The following is a 17,913-nucleotide window of genomic DNA, read 5'->3' on the forward strand; positions in this document are numbered from 1 at the left end:
CTCCTCATGGAATGGCGCGATCAAGGCACACTTCTTTCGGTACGTAGGCACGGTGAAACATCCGTGATTATCGACGTTTTCACCCCGAGCAAAGGGCGTTTTGCGGGAGTTGTCAGAGGTGGGACCAGCCGCAAACTTGCGCCAATTCTTCAACCAGGTGCAGAGCTTTCGGTTGCTTGGAGAGCGCGGCTAGAAGCGCACCTCGGCGCATTTACGGTGGAGCCAGTGCGCACCCGCGCGGCCCTTGTGATGGGAGACAGGCTCGCACTCGCAGGGCTGAACTCGATCACGGCACTTCTTGGCTTTTGCGTTCCGGAACGTGAGCCGCATCCGTCTATTCATCAATCTTCCTCCAACCTGCTTGATCTGCTCTCCAAGACAGACGCGTGGCCGCTTGCTTACCTTAGGTGGGAGGCCGATTTGCTTGAGGAAATGGGATATGGTCTCGATTTACGACGCTGCGCGGTTACCGGTAGCCGCGATAACCTCGTTTTTGTTTCGCCTAAGTCCGGCAAAGCAGTGAGCCGCGAAGGCGCGGGCGAATGGGCAGACAGGCTGCTGCCGCTACCACAGTGCATGCTCGGACAAGGCCCTGCTAGCGATGCCGACATTGTCGATGGCCTGCGCACTACAGGGTATTTTCTGGCGAATGGATTGGCCGCAAGTGTGGGCGATAGGCCGCTACCGGCAGCGCGGCAACGGCTTATCGATTTACTTGCGCGTTAGTCTTCGGTCTTGGTCGTCGCCTCGAACACCATTTCGCCACCATCCTCATTTGAGAGGATCATTGTGTCGCCGACGACTTCAGCAATTGTCATAGCATCAAGCGCGCGAAGATAAGCGGTCTCTGCTTCCAGTTCGGGACAAGCCTTTTGCGTTGCTGCGATTGGACCTGTTTCAAACCACGGGTAATCCGCCGTTTGCGTGCCGTTGTAGACGTTGCACGGAGCGTTGCCAAAGAACTTGCCTTCTTCGCCAAACTCAAGAGTTGCTTCGGCCGTAAATTCAGCGCCGTTAAGGGATGTAAGTTTCCAAACGGACCCCGCAGCGCCGTAGCCTGTGACGGTTTCGTCGCTTTCGCAAAAGGACAAACCGAATAATAGGAGAAATGAATAACGTAACATTCCCCAAATATGGGGGGATGTTTAACTTTCTGCAAGAGCGATAAAAGCAGCAAGGAGTGTGGAGATAATTGAAGCCTGATCTACATCGGATTTACCTCGGCTCTCGTTGAGGCCGATAAATGTGGCGTACATTGCCTCGGTGATTTCAGGGTTTGATAACCCAATACTACTTAACAATACGCTAGCGTATGTTTTGCGAACGCTATCCACTTCGGCGATTGCTGCCTCTGCAATCGGCTCTTCCAAAGCCCACGCACGTATCGCGCGCTCAGCACGGGCTTCTTGCGTCGGTTCTTCGATTGCGCACATGGATTTGGCGAGTTTTTCAAGTTTGCGCGGTGCGGCATTGTCTTCTTGCTTCAACTCATCCAAGTATTGAATAACGTCGCTTTTCCAATGGTCTAGAAGTGTAGACTTGTAGTCAGTTAGGACTTTGAAGTGCCAGTAGAAAGAGCCTTTGGTGGTTCCAGCTGATTTACAAAGAGACTCTGCGCGTAGGGCGGAATAGCCACTCTCAATGAGCGCGTTAAGGCCGATTCCAATCCAATCTTCTTCGGTAAAACGTTGTTTGGCCATGCTCGGACGAACCTTTTGAAGTTGTGAATGAAGTCGCTTCGATACACATAACATACGCTATCGTATGTTATGATGAAACGCAAAATGTAAGGTCTCGAAATACAGCAACAGTCGATGCAATAATGCGTTGAAAAGATATCGCAGTCTGCCGAGTTTGGCGGTTTTGCGCTTGTCTTGTGATGTTCTAATCGCACAAACTTGCCGCATGGTTTTGTTTAAACAGTTGCTTGCGTCTATCCGGCCCTATCAATGGGTGTCCCTTGCGTTTTTAGTTTGTTTCGTGGCGCTGATCCAAACGATGAAGCCAGAAAAAAACCGTACCGGAGTTAGCACCGATACGGCTGTGATTGTGTCGCAGTAATTGTAGCCCGCTTAGGGGCGTTGCAATTAGATGCCGGTTTTAACGATAGCCTCTGCCAAGACGGGAACGGTGTTTTTGTTTAGGCCTGCAATGTTCAGGCGGCTGTCAGAGACCATGTAAATGCCGTGATCCTCGCGCAGTTTTTGCACCAACTCAGGTGTGGTGCCGAGGCGAGAGAACATGCCGCGATGTTGAGCGAGGAAGCCAAAACGGTCGCTGCCCGAAAGGCGCTGAAGTTCGCTAGCCAGCTGTTCGCGCAGTCCAAGCATACCAACACGAACCTCTTCAAGCTCCGCTTTCCAGTCAGCGCGCAATGCGTCGTCCGTCAGAACCATAGTCACAAGCCGCGCGCCATGATCGGGTGGGAAGCTGAAGTTCTGGCGGTTGAGATAGGCGAGGTTGGCTTGTGTCACGCCTGTGTTCTTCGCGGTTTCGCTGATGGCCATCAGGATGCCGGTCCGCTCGCGGTATACGCCAAAGTTTTTGGAGCAACTGGCCGCGATAAGGCATTCGGGCATTTCCGAAGCAACCATACGCAGGCCGGCTGCGTCCTCTTCAAGGCCGTCGCCAAATCCTTGGTATGCGATGTCGATGAGCGGCGTTGCGCCCGTGTCTTGGAGGATCGAGATTACTTCGGCCCATTCGGCGAGTGTAAGGTTCGCGCCCGTCGGGTTGTGGCAGCAGCCATGAAGCAACACGATATCGCCCGCCTTAACACCGGCCAAGTCTTCGGCCATACCCGCGAAATCAACTGCGCGCGTTTCGCTATCGAAATAGCGGTATTCCTTAAGCGGGAGTCCGAGGTGTTTGATGATCGACAGGTGGTTTGGCCATGTCGGATGCGAAACCCAGATCGTTGCCTCGGGGCTGGCAAGCATCACCAGTTCCATCGCCTGACGGATAGCGCCTGTCCCGCCTGGGGTGGCAGCGGCAGCAATACGGTCGCGTTCCACAGAGGTTCCCAGAACCAGTTCGATCATAGCGTCGTGGAAGGCAGGTTCGCCCGCAAGGCCCGTGTAAGATTTGGTTGTTTCCGCTTCCCAGAGCTGTTTTTCGGCAGCTTTGATCGCGCGCATCACTGGGGTTACGCCCTCTGCGTTTTTGTAAACACCCACGCCAAGATCAATTTTGTTGGGGCGCGGGTCGGCGCGGTACATGCCGATCAATTCAAGGATTTTATCGGCGGGTTGCGGTTTTAGATTGGTCAACATTGTTAAGAACCTGTTTCGGCTTTGAGATAGTCAAACATCCCCCATTCGGCCCATGAGCCATCATAGAGGGAGTGGTTTCGGTGTCCGATGGATTCAAGCGCGAGCGAAAGGATCGCGGCAGTGACGCCCGAGCCGCAGCTTGTGATGATCGGTTTTGAGAGGTCAACGCCAGCAGCTTCAAAGGTCGCTTTGATTGCGGCGAGATCTTTCATCGTGCCATCGGGATTAAGAAGCGTGGCGTAATGCACGTTTTTGGCGTTGGGAATATGTCCGGCGCGCAAACCTTCGCGTGGCTCGGGAGAATCGCCGCGGAAACGAGCGGGGCCACGTGCATCGACAATTTCGTGGTCCATCAGTTTGGAGGCTGACGCAACTTGGGTCACGTCGCGCACGAGATGGTCTTGGCGATTCACAATCATGTGACGGTCGCGGATTACGGGAGGGAGGTCATCTACGGGTTTCCCCTCGGCTTTCCACTTTGCGAAACCGCCATCCAATACGGCAACATCCGTCTTGCCCATTAGCCGGAACAGCCACCAAACGCGAGCGGCAGAGAAAAGCCCCGCGCCATCATAGACGACAACTTGATGGCCATCGCCCACGCCCATCGCGCGTAGGCGGCTCATGAACTTTTCGACTGTCGGTGCCATATGAGGGAGGTCGCTGCGCTGGTCGCTGATCTCTTCGATATCAAAGAACCGTGCGCCTGGAATATGCGCTTCGGCGTATTCGGCCTTGGCGTCGCGGTTCATATCGGGAAGATACCAAGATGCGTCCAGAATCCGAAGATCAGGATCTTTCAGGTGCTGTTCAAGCCAGTCTGTGGAAACGAGCGTTTTTGGATCGTTATATGGCATAAGCTCCCCCGCGCATGTTGCCATGCCTGACTAGCGAGGGGCGCTTGTATTTGCAAGCCCTGTGCCTATCCGCGATCACGCAAGAGGCGCTGCTTTTGGCGGCCCCAATCGCGTTTGGCCTCAGTGGCGCGTTTGTCGTGGCTTTTCTTACCCTTGGCGATGCCGATTTTGATCTTCACCAAGCCTTTATGGTTGAAGTACATCACAAGCGGCACAAGCGTCATGCCCTGACGTTGTGTGGCGTTCCAGAGTTTGGAAAGCTCTCGTTTTGAAACCAGAAGCTTGCGGCGGCGCTTTTCTTCGTGTCCCCAAGTCACGGCGGGCTTGTAGGGCGCGATGTAAGAGTTAACCAGCCAAAGCTCTTCGTCCTCAACGGCGGCATAGCTTTCGGCAATATTGCTTTGGCCCACGCGCAGGGATTTCACCTCGGAGCCCATGAGCTGGATACCGCACTCGATATCGTCCTCAATCGCATAGTCATACCGCGCGCGGCGGTTTTCCGAGATGACTTTATAGTTCTTGTCTGCTGCTGTTTCTTTTTTGGCCATTGCGCTGATGTAATGAGGCAAATGGTACTTGTCTAGGGATCGGCGCGAAACATCCGCCGCTCACCAGAAGAAATTGCCCGCTACGTGGTCGCAGCGGGCAAGCTCAATTAGTTCAGGATGCCAGCGTGGCGCATCGCGGCTTTGATCTGCTCTTTTGTGTCGTCAAGCAGTCCGGTAAGTGGCGAGCGTACCTCTTCGGAGCATTTACCGATAAGTGACATGCCGTATTTCGCGCCAACAAGGCCTGGTTCGACAAAGATTGCTTCGTGTAGCGGCATCAGGCGATCTTGATACTCAAGTGCTGTCGCAAAATCGCCCTTTGCCATTGCTGCTTGGAATTCTGCACAGAGGCGCGGCGCTACGTTTGCGGTAACCGAGATACAACCAACTGCGCCGTGGGCCGTATAACCAAGCGCCATTGCGTCTTCGCCAGAAAGCTGGATGAAGTCTTTGCCGCAAGCTGCGCGTGTTTGCGAAATGCGGGCAACGTCGCCGGTGCTGTCTTTGACGCCGACGATGTTCTTGTGCTTCGCCAGTTCGCCCATAGTTTCGGGTGACATATCAACAACCGAACGGCCAGGAATGTTATAGATCACGATCGGCAGATCGGTGCTTTCCGCAACGGCCAAGAAATGCGCGTGCAATCCGCGCTGAGTTGGCTTGTTGTAATAGGGCGTCACGACAAGGGCCCCGTCCGCGCCAACATTCTTGGCGTGTTGCACAAAACGGATTGCTTCGGTTGTGCTGTTCGAGCCTGCGCCCGCAATTACAGGTACGCGGCCCGCTGCGGCTTTCACCACTTCTTCGACAACCTGCTCGTGCTCTTCGTGGCTCAGTGTCGGGCTTTCACCTGTGGTGCCGACGGGAACGAGGCCGTTGGAGCCTTCTTCGATGTGCCACTCAACAAGGTGTTTGAGCGCGTCAATATCCAGTTGGCCGTTTTTGAACGGCGTCACCAGAGCTGGGAGGGACCCCTTGAACATGACACGTCTCCTTGTAATTGAGGGCTGAGTCGCCCGTTAATCGTGTGTAATCGCGGCGGAACCTAGCCGTGTTGGAGGCGATTGCCAAGTTGTGTGTTGTCGTGATCGACGAATCCGATACAGTTTTGTCAAAACATACCCCTGAAGGAATATTTCGCATGCTTCGCGCCCTCCGAATTCTGATTTTCGCGGCTTTGGTATCTGTTACCTCATTTGTCGCCGCCAAAGCCCAAACGCAGCAGCAGGGCGAAGCGCTCGCGCGGGCGATGGATCTGGTTCGTGCGCAGGATTGGGACGGGGCAACAGCCGAGGCCCGTAAAGCAGGAAAAATTGGCGCTGCAGTAGTTGAATGGCACCGTTTGCGCGCGGGGGAAGGGGCATTCTCGGAGTATCAGTCTTTTCTTGCGGTTTATCCGGATTGGCCGGGGCTTGATTACCTTCGCAAATTCGGGGAATCGAGCTTGCCCCGCGAAGGCGCAGAAGGCCAGATCATCGGATACTTCGTACAGAAGCTCCCGCAAACTGGAACCGGCGCCTTGGCGCTTTCGCGCGCGTTGCGGTCTGGTGGAGATGGGGACGCAGCCGATGCGTTAATAGTTGATGCATGGCGCAAGATGTCGATGACCAAAGAGGAACAGGCATTATTCCTTGCAAATTTCGGCAAGCTGTTGGCGCCCCACCATGAGGCGCGGCTTGATATGTTGCTTTGGCGCGGGCTGTCCGGCGAGGCAACGGCAATGTTGCCCTATGTCGAAGATGGTTGGCAGAAGTTGGCCAAGGCAAGAATAACGCTGCGCAAGCTTGGGCAGGGTGTTGATTCATTCATCGCGGCGGTTCCCGCGCGGCTCGCTGATGATCCGGGGCTGGCCTATGAGCGGTTTGTCTGGCGCGCGCGCAAAGACCGGTATCCGGATGCGATCGAACTTATCAAAGAGCGGTCGGTTTCGGCGGAGTTTCTTGGGCAACCCGAAGACTGGGCGCGCCGTCGGGCGATCCTCGCGCGCTGGGAAATGCGCGCTGGGCGGTATGCCTCGGCCTATGAGGTTGCGGCGAACCACTACCTGACCGAGGGCAGCCACTACATCGATCTTGAATGGCTCGCAGGTTATATTTCTCTACGATATCTCAACAAACCAAGCCGAGCGGTCACGCATTTCCGCAACCTTGAAGCGGCCGTGGATACACCGATCAGCCTTGGGCGGGCGTTCTATTGGCAGGGGCGCGCCCATGAAGCGATGGCGGAGCCCGAAAAAGCCCAAGCCGCTTATCAACGCGGTGGCGCGTACCAAACAAGTTTTTATGGGCAGTTGGCCGCGGAAAAGGCAGGAATGGCTATGGATCCGGCATTGCTCGGAACAGAGCCATTTCCTAACTGGCAGAATACAAACATTGCCAACTCAACCGTTTTTCAAGCGGGCCTGCTTCTTCATGCCGCGCGTGAAGGGCGGCTGACGGCGCGGTTTATGTCGCATCTGGCCGAAACGCTCCCGCGTGAAGAACGTGGCGCGCTGGCGGCTTGGGCGATGGCAATTGATAATCCCTATGTCGCGCTGCATGTGGCCAAACGTTCGGTGCAATACGGTGATACGCTACATAGTGCATATTACCCTATGCATCCTGTTCATCAGATGCAGGGGCTTCCGGTACGGCCGGAGCTAGCCCTCGCGATTGCGCGACGGGAAAGCGAGTTTAACCCGCGGGTCATTTCGGGCGCAGGTGCGCGCGGCCTGATGCAGGTTATGCCAGGTACGGCGAGCGATGTGTCGAAGAAACTTGGTATTGGCTATGACAAGTCAAAGCTCACTGGCGATTGGCGTTATAATGCCAAGCTTGGAACAGCGTATCTTGACGGGCTGAACAAACGGTTTGATGGCAACGTCATCCTCGTTGCGGCGGGCTATAACGCTGGGCCGGGGCGCCCGAACCGTTGGCTCAAGGAATTCGGCGATCCGCGCAACAGCACCGAAGCGATGATCGACTGGATCGAACATATACCGTTTACCGAAACGCGGAACTATGTGATGCGTGTTTCCGAGGCGTTGCTTCCTTATCGGGCTCAACTTGCGGGGCAGGCCGTACCTCTTCAGCTTTCAAAGGATATCATTCAGAGATAGCCCGCCTGCGCTCGCGCCAGAACGTAAACAGCCCTGCGCAAATCACAATTGCAGCGCCAATCGCGACGTTGAGCGGTAGCGTTTCACCAAGGAATGTGATCCCGATTGCAGAGGCAAACACAAGCTGTAGATATGCAAAGGGCTGAACTGCGCTCGCCTCGGCGACTTCATAGGTGCGGATAAGAAACCAGTGCCCGAGTGCTCCAAACATGCAAAGCGATGCCATCCAAAGCCAGTCCGAAGGAGCCATCGATTCCCAAAACCAGACGCCAGCGAGCGTAGCGAAAATAGCGCCCATCGTTCCGGTCCAGAAGAAGCTGGTCGCAGTCGTATCCTTGCGCGCGACAAAGCGGGTCAGCAAGCTGTAGAGCGCAAACATCAAAGCCGCGATGAATGGCACAATTGCGGCCGGAGAGAACACAGTAAACCCGGGTTTGAGAATGATCAAAATGCCAACAAACCCAACGCCAATTGCAATGATGCGGGGCCAACCGACCTTTTCGCCGAGAATAGGGCCAGAGAGCGCTGCGATGATAAGTGGGTAGCTCGCAAAGATCGCGTGGCTTTCTACGAGCCCAAGAAGCACAAATCCAGCGACCATCACACAGATTTCCGCAGCCAAAAGGAACCCACGGGTTGCTTGCAAAAACGGCTGTTGCGTTGCCGCCGCCGCCCGAAGCCCGCCCGCTTGCCGTGCGGCCACGGTTATCACGAAAGCCGCAAAAAACCAGTAACGGATCATAACGACCATCATCACGTTGTATTCCGTCGCCAGATACCGTGAAATGCCATCCTGGATAGCGAAAATCGCGGTTGTGATGACCATGAGCAAAATGCCCAGTTTCGTATTGTTTCCTGCGCTCACGTTTTGCTTTCCAATTTTCCGATTGTCATGTGGCGTTTGCGGCCAAATCCTTTGACCCTCTCCACAGCGAAGCCGCTCTCAGCCAGCGATTTGCGGACAAATCCAGCGGCGGTATAGGTGGCGAATGTTCCGTTTGGTGCTGTGTGTTGTGCGACCTCGGCCATGAGGTGGGGCTCCCACAACTCTGGGTTTTTCGCGGGTGAAAACCCGTCGAGGAACCACGCATCAGCCGCTCCGTTCCAGTCCTTGAGCGTGGTGCGGGCGTCACCGATGATGATATCCGCAATCAGTTCCTCTGTTTCGAATTGATAATTGCCTGCGGCGATCTCCTCCAACATCGGGCCCGCAACGCTCAGCGCCTCGGGAAAGGCAGCAAGCGCGCGCTCCATATCGTCGGCTGCCATCGGGAACGCCTCAAAACTCGTGAAACGAAACCGCCCGGATTGTCCGGACTTCCGCCACGCCAAGAGCGCCGCCAAGAGGTTTAGCCCCGTGCCAAACCCGAGTTCGGCGATCTGAAAACCGTCACAAAACCGCGCGGGCAGTTCATTTCCGTCAAGAAAGACATGGGTTGTCTCGGCAAGCCCGTCATTGAGCGAGAAATAGGGATCGTCGAATTTGCGGCTAATCGGCGTCTCCCCTTCGCGCCATTCCAGTTCTGCTTGCTGGTTCTTCATTCCCAAATGTCCTACATGTGCCGCAACGGCGCGACAATGAGCAAGGTCGAGGGGATTTGCAATGGCGGAAATTACCATTATGGGCGCGGGCGCTTTTGGCCTCTCCATTGCTTTTCTTTGTGCGAAGGCTGGCGCCAAGGTGCGCGTTCTTGAGAAAGATCATATTGGCGCAGGGTCTAGCGGCGGACTTGTTGGCGCACTGGCTCCACATACACCTGAGCGGTGGAACAGTAAGAAACAGTTTCAGTTTGAGAGCCTTGTTATGGCAGAGCCGTTCTGGCGCGAGGTTGAAGAAATTTCAAACGAAGCCACGGGCTATGGCCGTATTGGGCGATTGCAACCGATCAATACAGAGCGGATGCTGGAGCTTGCCCAAGAACGCGCCGAATTCGCCAAAGACCATTGGCGCGGCAAAGCGGAGTGGCGGGTTGTTTCTGCGGCTGAGTTTGGGGAATGGGCGCCCAAGAGTGAAACTGGGCTGCTTGTTCACGATACACTCTCTGCTCGGATGCATCCGCGGCTCGCAACCCGTGCACTCGCAAGCGCCATCCAGAAGCTTGGTGGTGAGATTACCCTTGGGCAAGACACCCCACCCGCGAACGCCAAAACCGTGATCTGGGCCACCGGTGCGGCAGGGTTAGAGGCGCTGTCATCTGAGTTTGATGCCCCCATTGGCGCGGGCGAAAAGGGGCAGGCGGCCCTGCTTGGCTTGAGTATAGAGGGGAAGCCGCAGCTTTACGCCAACAGCATACACGTCATTCCACATGCCAATGGGACAACCGCAATCGGTTCCACCACGGAACGCGATTTTAACGACGCAGGCGAAACCGACGATCTGCTTGATGACCTGCTCGCCAAAACGCGCGAGACGTTTCCTGTTTTAGCAAATGCGCCGGTAATTGAGCGTTGGGCGGGCGCGCGCCCGCGGAGCCAAACGCGCGCGCCGATTGTAGGGCGCTATCCGGGGCACGACGGGCAATTTATCGCGAATGGTGGCTTCAAGATCGGCTTTGGAATGGCGCCCAAGCTTGCGCAATGCATGGCGGAATTGGTCCTTGAGGGACGTGATGCCATCCCAGACGAATTCAAGCCGGAGCGTAGTATTCCGTCTGCTTCCGCCTAGTTTACCCGCGCCACAACGTAATCCGCGATGTCTGAAAGCATGTCTCGGATCGGATCGTTGGGAAGTGCTTCAAGGGCGGATTTCGCTTTTGCGGCCCAGTTGAGTGCATCTGCTCGAGTTGCCTCTAGTGCGCCGTGCTTTGCCAGAAGATCGAGCGCGTGCTCAAGATCGCCGTCACGCTGATTACCTTTTTCAATCGTACGCTCCCAGAACGCACGCTCCTCGGAGTCTGCCTTGGCCACGGCTTTGATCACAGGAAGCGTTAGTTTGCGCTCGCGGAAATCATCGCCGATGTTTTTGCCTGTGGCGTCGCTGCCCCAGTAATCCAGCAAATCATCAACGATCTGGAAGCAAATGCCGAGTGAATCGCCATAATCAAACAGTGCTTTGGTTACGGGGTCCGGTGCGCCAGCAATAACACCGCCAACTTCGGTCGCCGCTGAAAAAAGCGCGGCGGTTTTGCCGCGCACGACCTGTAGGTAAATTGCCTCATCGGTACGCAAATCTTGCGCCGCGGTAAGCTGTAGCACTTCACCTTCTGCGATGGTGGCCGAAGCGTTGGCGAGAATATCAAGAACCCGAAGACTCCCTGTTTCGACCATCAGCTGAAAGCTGCGGGAAAAGAGATAATCGCCGACGAGGATTGACGATTTATTGTCCCATAAGAGGTTCGCCGTAGGCCGCCCGCGCCGCTGTCCGCTTTCGTCAACGACATCGTCGTGCAAAAGGGTTGCTGTGTGGATGAACTCAACCGTGGCCGCGAGGTGGATGTGATAGGGGCCGTCATAGCCGCAGATCCGTGCCGCAGCGAGCGTCAGCATCGGGCGAAGTCGCTTGCCTCCAGCTTCGACAAGATGCGCCGTTACCTCTGGGATACGTGGCGCGTGTTCTGATGCCATCCGAGTTCGGATGAGCGAATTTACTTGCGAAAGTTCTGTTGCCAGCGCGGCACTTAGCCGTTCATGCGGCTTAACTGTGGCCTCGTCCAATCCCATCACGCTCTCGTCATCCCCCTCGACAAATGGATGCTTTGGGTCTTACATCCCCGATATGAAAGAGCTTCTTAGAACAAACGATCCGACAGTCATTGCCTTCGCGCAGGCGCTCCTTCAAGGGGAGGGTATAGACTGCTTTGAAATGGACGTAAATATAAGCATCCTCGAAGGGTCCATTGGCATATTGCCGCGCCGCTTGATGGTGCGCGATCAGGATCATTTCCGCGCAAGTGCCGTGATCCGAGATAACGAAATTCCGACCGGACAAGACTAATGGGCTTTGCCTCTGTCACAAAAGATGCCTTCCTCGGCGGGAAGCTCCAGATTTTGCAACCCGAAGTGGGCTATCGCGCAGGGGCGGATCCGGTGCTTTTGGCCGCATCGGTTCCGGCGTCGAGTGGCGAAAGCGTCTTGGAGCTTGGGTGTGGTGTTGGTACCGCGCTTTTGTGTCTGGGTGCTCGGGTGAGCGGGCTTGACCTGACGGGCGTTGAGCTACAGGCGGACTACGCTGACCTTGCGCGCAAGAATGCCGAAGCAAACGGACATGTTGCAGAGATCGTTTGTGCTGACCTGCGCGCGATGCCACTCAGTGTGCGAGATCGGCAATTTCATCATGTAATCGCAAACCCTCCCTATTACGTTGAAAAGCGCCGCAAGAAATCTGGGGACGCGGGCAAGGAAACCGCATTTACAGAAGACGCGCCGCTTGGGCTTTGGATTGAAACAGCGGCCAAGCGGCTTCGGCCTAAAGGTGTGCTTTCGGTTGTTCAGGATGTGGAGCGCTTGCCCGAGTTGCTCGCCGAAACGCGGGAACATCTTGGGAGTATTGAAGTCTTACCTGTGACTGGTCGTGTTGGGCGCGGGGCGCATCGCGTATTGATGCGCGCGCGCAAAGGGGGCAGGGCAGAGTTCAAACTACATGCTCCGCTTCACCTTCATGAAGGGCGGGATCACGTTAAGGATGCAGACAGTTACTTGCCAGAGATCAGAGCGATTCTCCGCGATGGGGCCGCGTTAAACTTTCCGTGAACTCCAGAAAATTAAGGGAATTCCGAGGGTTCCGTTAGGGAAGCGAAAAATAGCGACACTTGTAACGAGAAACGTGACAATTATGTAAAATTATGCTCCTCTAGGAGCGTAGCATTTCAACAAAAAAGGAGGACGACTATGACCATGAGTTCGCATTTGCAGGAGCTCCGGAGGAAACACGAAAACCTCTCCCATGACGTCGAAGCCGCACAGCGCAGCCCCTCGACGGATGACCTTGTCGTTGCGGAACTGAAGAAGCAAAAACTCCGGTTGAAAGAAGAAATCAACAGGTTGTCCGCTCAATAGCGAACCCAAAACTATGATTTTGCGCTGGCGCGTGCCGCCAGTGCAGCCCCGCCAGCGATCAGCGCAGATGCAAGCGCAAGCGACCAGCTTGGTGCAGCAATTCCAGCGAGAATAAGCGCCAGTGTCGACAGGATCGGGGCAGCGTAAGAGGCGACGCCAAGCAATTGGACGTCGCCTTTTTTCATGCCGATATCCCAAACGAAAAAAGCTATCCCAACAGGGCCAATTCCAAGTCCGATCAATGCGAGCCAAGTGAGGGGCGTTTCCGGCCAGATGGTTTCTTCGAAGGCAAGATGTGCAGTGAATGAAAGCGCAGAGGTCAGTAGGCAAAACACAGTGACAGAGGCCGTTGGCGTTGCGCTTAACCGCCGAGAAATCACGGAATAGCTCGCCCAGACCACAGCGCAACAAAGCGCAAGCGCGTAGCCGGTTAGATGCTCTGCTTCAAATCCTGTCCCGCCCCCAAGCAAAACCGCAGCGCCCGTAAAGCCAAGGGCGGCGCCGACCAGATGCATCGCGCGCAAGTTTTCTCCTGGCAATAGCCCGCTAAACAAAACAATGAGTAGAGGCCAAAGGTAAGCGATTAACCCTGCTTCTGCTGGAGGGGCCATGCGCAATGCTGAAAAGTAAAGAAAGTGGTAACCAAACAGCCCAGCAGTGCCGAAAGCATAGATTTTCCAACTGATACCGCGCAGAGCCGAAAATTCGCCATTCATCGCAATCCAGATCAACCCGAGCGCGCCACCAATCGCAAAGGCAACTGCATTGACTTGCAATGGAGGGAGCGGCGCTGTTCCGACGGTAAAAAGTGCCAGAAGCGCCCAAAGCAAAATGGCAATACTGCCGATTGCGGTTGCTGTAGCTTTGGTCATGTTGCGAGGTCTTCTTCGTCGATGAAGTCGTGTTTGTCTGAGAATGGTTGCATTTCCTTAACCTCATTAAACAGCCAAGTCTCAAATCGTGCGAGATGGGGGCGTGTTTCCGCACCCAACGGGCAAATGTAGCGGTAACGGTGCTTCGTGCGAATTGCGAGCCGGAATGGCGCTACAAGATGGCCGTCACGAATGGCCTGTTCGGCAAGAGAGTAGCGTCCGAAAACCACACCTGATCCGGCAAGTGCAGCGGAGTGGGCGTGATCTGCATCGGCGAAGCGCGGGCCATTTTCTGGTGGGTCGGGCAAGCCCTGAGCGGCAAACCAGCTGCTCCATGCCAGGCCATCTTTGCGGAACGGATAAATATCTTGGTGCAGCAAAGTCGCGCCAAGTAAGTCGCGGGGTGTGCGATACTGTTCCGCAAGCGCGGGTGTCATCATCGGCGTAACCCACTCGTTGATTAGAGTGCGCGAGTAAACACCTTTGTCGCCGCCAGGGCCGAAACGAATAGCGGCATCAACATCGTCACGCGCGAGGTCCATCATACGCAGCGTTGCAGAAAAACGGAGTTCGATATCCGGCTCCGCTTGCACAAAACCGTATAATCGCGGCGCGAGCCATTTTGTGGTGAACGCGGGGCCTGCTGTGATGATGAGTACACTATGGTCGGCCTGTCTGCGCGCTGTGCGCCAAGCGTGGTTCAGGTGGCTAAAGCCATCCGTAAGGCTCGGGGCAAGTGCGGCGCCTGCTTCTGTTAATTCAACGGCGCGATTAAGGCGCTTAAAAACTGGTGTGCCAAGATGAGCTTCCAGCGATTTGATCTGAAAGCTCAGGGCCGCAGGCGTGACGTGAAGCTCATCGGCGGCGCGTGCAAAGCTCATGTGGCGCGCAGCCGCTTCAAAGGCTCTTAGGGCTGTGAGTGGCGGGAGTGCGTCAGACATTTCAGATAAGTAAAACTTAACTGAAGGTATGAAAAGTCTCGTTTGTCAGTTTTTTCAGGCCGACTATGTTTGTTTGCAACAGGAAAACAAACCCAAAGGAGATGCCATGTATATCGTGACCTCAGACCCGCATCACCGCGAGATCATTGAGAGAGCCCATGTCGAGCGCGCCAAAGCGTTTCGGAAATTCTTCGGGCTTCAGCGTTTTGCCGCTCGAACCGCCCAAAACGGCAAGGTCGTTACGGCATAAAAAAGGGGCCGGAGATTCCGGCCCCTCAGTCATACATCCAAGATGATTAGGTAAAGTACTGGCCGCCGTTCGCGGAGATGGTCGAGCCGGTCACAAAGCCAGCGTCATCCGAAGCGAGGAAAACAACGCAACGCGCGATCTCGCTGGCTTCGCCCAAACGACCAACCGGAATCTGCGAGATGATTGCTTCGCGTACCTTTTCCGGAACGGCCATAACCATTTCAGTGGCGATATAACCGGGGCAAATGGCGTTAACCGTGATCCCCTTGAACGCACCTTCTTGCGCGAGTGCTTTGGTAAATCCAAGGTCGCCCGCTTTGGCGGCAGAATAGTTTGCCTGACCCATCTGGCCTTTTTGGCCGTTGATCGAGCTGATGTTGATGATCCGTCCAAATTTGCGGTCGCGCATGCCGTTCCAGAGCGGATGAGTCATGTTGAAGACGCCAGAGAGGTTTGTGTCGATCACTTCCTGCCACTGTTCGCGGGTCATTTTGTGGAACATGCCGTCGCGGGTGATGCCCGCGTTGTTCACCAGAATTTCGACCGGACCAAGATCGGCTTCGACCTTCGCAATGCCTTCAACGCAGGCGTCGTAATCAGCAACCGACCATTTGTATGTTTTGATACCGGTTTCTTCGGTGAACTTGGCCGCCGCTTCGTCGTTTCCGGCGTAATTGGCGGCAACGGTGTATCCGGCCTCTTTGAGTGCTACGGCAATAGCAGCGCCTATGCCTCTGCTTCCGCCTGTGACTAGTGCAACTCTCGACATGTGGTCTCCCTGAAATTTAATTTCTAATTTTTATGTAGGGGCGCAATTTAGTTGCGCCCCTAATTCACTCTTAGTCGCGTTCGACGCAAAGAGCAACGCCCATGCCGCCGCCAATACAAAGAGTCGCAAGGCCTTTCTTGGCGTCACGGCGCTTCATTTCGAACAACAAAGTGTTGAGAACACGTGCGCCGGATGCGCCAATCGGGTGGCCAATTGCGATGGCGCCGCCATTGACGTTTACGATTGCGGGATCCCAGCCCATGTCTTTGTTAACGGCACAAGCTTGAGCGGCAAACGCCTCGTTAGCTTCAACAAGATCGAGGTCGCTCGCTTTCCAGCCTGCCTTTTCAAGCGCTTTGCGGCTGGCGTGCACCGGACCCATACCCATGATCGATGGGTCAAGACCCGCGGTTGCGTAGCTTGCGATGCGGGCGAGTGGTTCGATGCCGCGCTTTTCGGCGTTTTCTGCGGTCATAAGCAATGCGCCAGCAGCGCCGTCGTTAAGGCCAGACGCGTTTGCGGCAGTAACCGTGCCTTCGCGATCAAATGCAGGACGCAGTTTTTGCATGGCTTCGATGGTCGCGCCGTGGCGGATGTATTCATCGGCGTCCACAGTGATCTCGCCTTTGCGTGTCTTGACGATGAACGGTACGATCTCGTCAACAAACTTGCCCGCTTTCTGTGCGGCTTCGGCTTTATTCTGGCTTGCGACGGCGAATTCGTCCTGCATTTCGCGTGTGATTTCCCACTGCTTGGCAACATTTTCCGCCGTCGTGCCCATGTGGTACCCGTTGAACGCATCCCAAAGACCGTCGCGGATCATGCTGTCGATAAACTTCATGTCGCCCATTTTCTGACCTGGACGCAGGTTCGCGACGTGAGGGGACAGAGACATGTTTTCCTGACCGCCAGCGGCGACGATATCTGCATCACCAAGAAGAATGTGTTGCGCCCCAAGTGCAACCGCGCGCAGACCAGAGCCGCAAACTTGGTTAAGGCCCCAAGCGGCCGCTTCTTTGGGGAGCCCGGCGTTGATGTGGGCTTGGCGAGCGGGGTTTTGACCCTGACCTGCCGTTAGGACCTGACCGAGAATTGTCTCGGAGACTTCGGCTTTGTCGATACCGGCACGTTCAACAAGTGCTGAGAGCACGGTCGCGCCGAGGTCATGAGCCGGGGTGTTTGCGAAAGATCCACTAAAGCTGCCAACTGCTGTTCGTGCTGCAGAGGCGATAACGACATTGGTCATAAAACAGTCCTTTTCCGAATCTGAAAAAGGGACCTGCCGTATCGGAATCAGGCACGTCCCGTTCCTTGGAGAGAATCCTATGGAAAATCCCCGTCTTACTCAATGGACAGGGTGTCTCAGGTTAACGCAAGGGAAAGGTGATAAATTAGGCGATATTTTGCGATTCTGCCCGTTGCCAAGGCGGATTGATCGTAGGTGCGCCAAAATAGTAGCCCTGAAGGCAATTTACACCGATGGATTGCAAGAAGGCCAAATCCTCTTTGTTCTCTATGCTTTCGGCAACTGTGAACATTTCGAAATGCTCGGCGATGGATACGAGCGCTTTGGTCATAACCTGATTGTCGGAGTTGTTGGCGATGCCTCGGATGAACTGTCCGTCAATCTTGATGATGTCGAAGAAGAACTCTTTGAGGTAGCGGAAGGCAGTGTACCCCGCGCCGAAATCATCCAGCGCAAAGGCAATGCCGCGCGCTTGCAGGACATCCATGAAGGTGGTGACAAGCTCGGGCATGAGCATTGCCGAACTTTCTGTAATCTCAAGGATAAGACGTTCGCCGACAGTTGGATTTTCGTCTAGCCCCTGTTCGAGCGTTTTCATCCAGCGTTGATAACCAATCGAGCGCGCCGACATATTGATCGATAAGCGTAAACCCGGTTCGGACGCCAAGGCTTTAAGACCCATTTCAAGCGCAAGGCAATCGATGATGCGGCCCAGCTCTGTGTTCTCGATAGTGCCGATGAATTCATGGGCAGGAATAATGCGCCCAGTTTCGTCAAGAACGCGGACAAGCCCTTCGTAAAACGCAACTTTGCCAGGGTTGTTTGCTTGTACGACGGGTTGATAGGCGAGCACGGTTTGTTTGCGGTCAAGGGCACGGCGCACCATCGCAAGAATGTTCCGCTCTTGCTCTGCCATAGCTGCGGAAAACGGGCTATCCAGTCCGTCTTCGATATTGCGAATTGACCCTGACTCGTCTGAAATCATGTTTGCCTCCGTAGGGGAACGCTACTTTGGCATGCATTTCTTTAATAGCTGGTGAATGTTTTCATTTTGTTCTAGATTTTA

21 protein-coding genes are annotated in these 17,913 nt (G+C 55.1%); 7 read left to right on the forward strand and 14 right to left on the reverse strand.

Annotated elements, in window-relative coordinates:
- Positions 1-6: 6 nt before the first annotated feature.
- Positions 7-726: a DNA repair protein RecO gene (gene recO, locus N9C89_RS01750; RefSeq protein WP_263952104.1), complete on the forward strand. Its 720-nt coding sequence runs from the start codon at positions 7-9 to the stop codon at positions 724-726.
- On the opposite strand, the gene N9C89_RS01755 is transcribed toward recO, so the two are convergent.
- From N9C89_RS01755 to dapA, 6 genes are all read right to left on the reverse strand, one after another.
- A complete protein-coding gene (locus tag N9C89_RS01755) occupies positions 723-1,124 on the reverse strand; it encodes an META domain-containing protein (protein WP_263952105.1) in 402 nt (133 codons plus the stop codon). The two genes, recO and N9C89_RS01755, sit on opposite strands and share 4 nt — an antisense overlap.
- Before the next feature lie 21 nt (positions 1,125-1,145).
- Entirely contained in the window at positions 1,146-1,700 is a 555-nt protein-coding gene (locus N9C89_RS01760) for a TetR/AcrR family transcriptional regulator (RefSeq protein ID WP_263952106.1), read from the reverse strand.
- A 387-nt stretch (positions 1,701-2,087) separates the two neighbouring features.
- Positions 2,088-3,272, reverse strand: coding sequence for an aromatic amino acid transaminase (locus N9C89_RS01765; protein ID WP_263952107.1), 1,185 nt, complete (start codon positions 3,270-3,272; stop codon positions 2,088-2,090).
- A gap of 2 nt (positions 3,273-3,274) precedes the next feature.
- Positions 3,275-4,129: a 3-mercaptopyruvate sulfurtransferase gene (gene sseA, locus N9C89_RS01770; RefSeq protein WP_263952108.1), complete on the reverse strand. Its 855-nt coding sequence runs from the start codon at positions 4,127-4,129 to the stop codon at positions 3,275-3,277.
- Between the two features lie 65 nt (positions 4,130-4,194).
- Entirely contained in the window at positions 4,195-4,677 is a 483-nt protein-coding gene (smpB, locus tag N9C89_RS01775; RefSeq protein ID WP_263952110.1) for an SsrA-binding protein SmpB, read from the reverse strand.
- 107 nt (positions 4,678-4,784) lie between these two features.
- Positions 4,785-5,660, reverse strand: a complete 876-nt coding sequence (gene dapA, locus N9C89_RS01780) for a 4-hydroxy-tetrahydrodipicolinate synthase (protein WP_263952111.1) — start codon at positions 5,658-5,660, stop codon at positions 4,785-4,787.
- A gap of 158 nt (positions 5,661-5,818) precedes the next feature.
- Between dapA and N9C89_RS01785 the strand changes: the two genes are divergently transcribed.
- Positions 5,819-7,774 carry a lytic transglycosylase domain-containing protein gene (locus N9C89_RS01785; RefSeq protein ID WP_263952112.1) on the forward strand — a complete coding sequence of 652 codons (1,956 nt, stop codon included), beginning with the start codon at positions 5,819-5,821 and terminating at the stop codon, positions 7,772-7,774.
- Here the strand turns inward: N9C89_RS01785 and N9C89_RS01790 are convergent.
- Together N9C89_RS01790 and mnmD are read right to left on the reverse strand one after the other, a co-directional pair.
- The gene (locus N9C89_RS01790) at positions 7,761-8,639 is read right to left on the reverse strand and encodes a DMT family transporter (RefSeq protein WP_263952113.1); all 879 of its coding nucleotides are present in this window, start codon (positions 8,637-8,639) and stop codon (positions 7,761-7,763) included. The two genes, N9C89_RS01785 and N9C89_RS01790, sit on opposite strands and share 14 nt — an antisense overlap.
- Positions 8,636-9,316 (reverse strand): tRNA (5-methylaminomethyl-2-thiouridine)(34)-methyltransferase MnmD, encoded by a 681-nt coding sequence (gene mnmD / locus N9C89_RS01795; protein WP_263952114.1) that lies wholly within the window; start codon positions 9,314-9,316, stop codon positions 8,636-8,638. The genes N9C89_RS01790 and mnmD overlap by 4 nt, the downstream gene beginning before the upstream one ends.
- Before the next feature lie 61 nt (positions 9,317-9,377).
- On the opposite strand from mnmD, the gene N9C89_RS01800 reads away from it, so the two are divergent.
- Positions 9,378-10,439 carry an NAD(P)/FAD-dependent oxidoreductase gene (locus N9C89_RS01800; RefSeq protein WP_263952115.1) on the forward strand — a complete coding sequence of 354 codons (1,062 nt, stop codon included), beginning with the start codon at positions 9,378-9,380 and terminating at the stop codon, positions 10,437-10,439.
- Here the strand turns inward: N9C89_RS01800 and N9C89_RS01805 are convergent.
- Positions 10,436-11,434, reverse strand: coding sequence for a polyprenyl synthetase family protein (locus N9C89_RS01805; RefSeq protein ID WP_263952116.1), 999 nt, complete (start codon positions 11,432-11,434; stop codon positions 10,436-10,438). The genes N9C89_RS01800 and N9C89_RS01805 overlap by 4 nt on opposite strands.
- Positions 11,435-11,489: 55 nt before the next feature.
- Between N9C89_RS01805 and N9C89_RS01810 the strand changes: the two genes are divergently transcribed.
- The 3 genes from N9C89_RS01810 (at position 11,490) to N9C89_RS01820 (ending at position 12,769) form a co-directional block, all read left to right on the forward strand.
- The gene (locus N9C89_RS01810; protein WP_263952117.1) at positions 11,490-11,708 is read left to right on the forward strand and encodes a DUF2007 domain-containing protein; all 219 of its coding nucleotides are present in this window, start codon (positions 11,490-11,492) and stop codon (positions 11,706-11,708) included.
- On the forward strand, positions 11,708-12,463 hold the full coding sequence (locus tag N9C89_RS01815) for a tRNA1(Val) (adenine(37)-N6)-methyltransferase (RefSeq protein ID WP_263952118.1): 756 nt from the start codon (positions 11,708-11,710) through the stop codon (positions 12,461-12,463). The genes N9C89_RS01810 and N9C89_RS01815 overlap by 1 nt, the downstream gene beginning before the upstream one ends.
- 138 nt (positions 12,464-12,601) lie before the next feature.
- Positions 12,602-12,769, forward strand: coding sequence for a YdcH family protein (locus N9C89_RS01820; protein ID WP_263952119.1), 168 nt, complete (start codon positions 12,602-12,604; stop codon positions 12,767-12,769).
- An 11-nt stretch (positions 12,770-12,780) separates the two neighbouring features.
- Here the strand turns inward: N9C89_RS01820 and N9C89_RS01825 are convergent, their stop codons facing one another.
- Together N9C89_RS01825 and gcvA are read right to left on the reverse strand one after the other, a co-directional pair.
- Positions 12,781-13,641 (reverse strand): DMT family transporter, encoded by an 861-nt coding sequence (locus N9C89_RS01825; protein ID WP_263952120.1) that lies wholly within the window; start codon positions 13,639-13,641, stop codon positions 12,781-12,783.
- The gene (gene gcvA, locus N9C89_RS01830) at positions 13,638-14,582 is read right to left on the reverse strand and encodes a transcriptional regulator GcvA (RefSeq protein ID WP_263952121.1); all 945 of its coding nucleotides are present in this window, start codon (positions 14,580-14,582) and stop codon (positions 13,638-13,640) included. Before gcvA ends, N9C89_RS01825 begins: the two co-directional genes overlap by 4 nt.
- A gap of 106 nt (positions 14,583-14,688) precedes the next feature.
- Here gcvA and N9C89_RS01835 point away from each other — a divergent pair, with 106 nt between their 5' ends.
- Positions 14,689-14,832, forward strand: coding sequence for a hypothetical protein (locus N9C89_RS01835; RefSeq protein ID WP_263952122.1), 144 nt, complete (start codon positions 14,689-14,691; stop codon positions 14,830-14,832).
- Positions 14,833-14,878: 46 nt separating this feature from the next.
- On the opposite strand, the gene N9C89_RS01840 is transcribed toward N9C89_RS01835, so the two are convergent.
- The 3 genes from N9C89_RS01840 to N9C89_RS01850 form a co-directional block, all read right to left on the reverse strand.
- Positions 14,879-15,601 carry a beta-ketoacyl-ACP reductase gene (locus tag N9C89_RS01840; protein ID WP_263952123.1) on the reverse strand — a complete coding sequence of 241 codons (723 nt, stop codon included), beginning with the start codon at positions 15,599-15,601 and terminating at the stop codon, positions 14,879-14,881.
- Positions 15,602-15,671: 70 nt separating this feature from the next.
- Positions 15,672-16,847: an acetyl-CoA C-acetyltransferase gene (locus N9C89_RS01845; protein WP_263952124.1), complete on the reverse strand. Its 1,176-nt coding sequence runs from the start codon at positions 16,845-16,847 to the stop codon at positions 15,672-15,674.
- A 145-nt stretch (positions 16,848-16,992) separates the two neighbouring features.
- Positions 16,993-17,832, reverse strand: coding sequence for an EAL domain-containing protein (locus N9C89_RS01850; protein WP_263952125.1), 840 nt, complete (start codon positions 17,830-17,832; stop codon positions 16,993-16,995).
- Positions 17,833-17,913 lie beyond the last annotated feature (81 nt).

The organism is Halocynthiibacter sp. SDUM655004 (assembly GCF_026015885.1).
In the GTDB taxonomy this organism is placed as follows: domain Bacteria; phylum Pseudomonadota; class Alphaproteobacteria; order Rhodobacterales; family Rhodobacteraceae; genus Falsihalocynthiibacter; species Falsihalocynthiibacter halioticoli.

Coding starts and splice junctions, on each gene's coding strand:
- recO (WP_263952104.1), top strand. CDS start 7: ATGGAATGGCGCGATCAAGGCACACTTCTTTCGGTACGTAGGCACGGT.
- N9C89_RS01755 (WP_263952105.1), bottom strand. CDS start 1,124: ATGTTACGTTATTCATTTCTCCTATTATTCGGTTTGTCCTTTTGCGAA.
- N9C89_RS01760 (WP_263952106.1), bottom strand. CDS start 1,700: ATGGCCAAACAACGTTTTACCGAAGAAGATTGGATTGGAATCGGCCTT.
- N9C89_RS01765 (WP_263952107.1), bottom strand. CDS start 3,272: ATGTTGACCAATCTAAAACCGCAACCCGCCGATAAAATCCTTGAATTG.
- sseA (WP_263952108.1), bottom strand. CDS start 4,129: ATGCCATATAACGATCCAAAAACGCTCGTTTCCACAGACTGGCTTGAA.
- smpB (WP_263952110.1), bottom strand. CDS start 4,677: ATGGCCAAAAAAGAAACAGCAGCAGACAAGAACTATAAAGTCATCTCG.
- dapA (WP_263952111.1), bottom strand. CDS start 5,660: ATGTTCAAGGGGTCCCTCCCAGCTCTGGTGACGCCGTTCAAAAACGGC.
- N9C89_RS01785 (WP_263952112.1), top strand. CDS start 5,819: ATGCTTCGCGCCCTCCGAATTCTGATTTTCGCGGCTTTGGTATCTGTT.
- mnmD (WP_263952114.1), bottom strand. CDS start 9,316: ATGAAGAACCAGCAAGCAGAACTGGAATGGCGCGAAGGGGAGACGCCG.
- N9C89_RS01800 (WP_263952115.1), top strand. CDS start 9,378: ATGGCGGAAATTACCATTATGGGCGCGGGCGCTTTTGGCCTCTCCATT.
- N9C89_RS01805 (WP_263952116.1), bottom strand. CDS start 11,434: ATGGGATTGGACGAGGCCACAGTTAAGCCGCATGAACGGCTAAGTGCC.
- N9C89_RS01810 (WP_263952117.1), top strand. CDS start 11,490: ATGAAAGAGCTTCTTAGAACAAACGATCCGACAGTCATTGCCTTCGCG.
- N9C89_RS01815 (WP_263952118.1), top strand. CDS start 11,708: ATGGGCTTTGCCTCTGTCACAAAAGATGCCTTCCTCGGCGGGAAGCTC.
- N9C89_RS01820 (WP_263952119.1), top strand. CDS start 12,602: ATGACCATGAGTTCGCATTTGCAGGAGCTCCGGAGGAAACACGAAAAC.
- N9C89_RS01825 (WP_263952120.1), bottom strand. CDS start 13,641: ATGACCAAAGCTACAGCAACCGCAATCGGCAGTATTGCCATTTTGCTT.
- gcvA (WP_263952121.1), bottom strand. CDS start 14,582: ATGTCTGACGCACTCCCGCCACTCACAGCCCTAAGAGCCTTTGAAGCG.
- N9C89_RS01835 (WP_263952122.1), top strand. CDS start 14,689: ATGTATATCGTGACCTCAGACCCGCATCACCGCGAGATCATTGAGAGA.
- N9C89_RS01840 (WP_263952123.1), bottom strand. CDS start 15,601: ATGTCGAGAGTTGCACTAGTCACAGGCGGAAGCAGAGGCATAGGCGCT.
- N9C89_RS01845 (WP_263952124.1), bottom strand. CDS start 16,847: ATGACCAATGTCGTTATCGCCTCTGCAGCACGAACAGCAGTTGGCAGC.
- N9C89_RS01850 (WP_263952125.1), bottom strand. CDS start 17,832: ATGATTTCAGACGAGTCAGGGTCAATTCGCAATATCGAAGACGGACTG.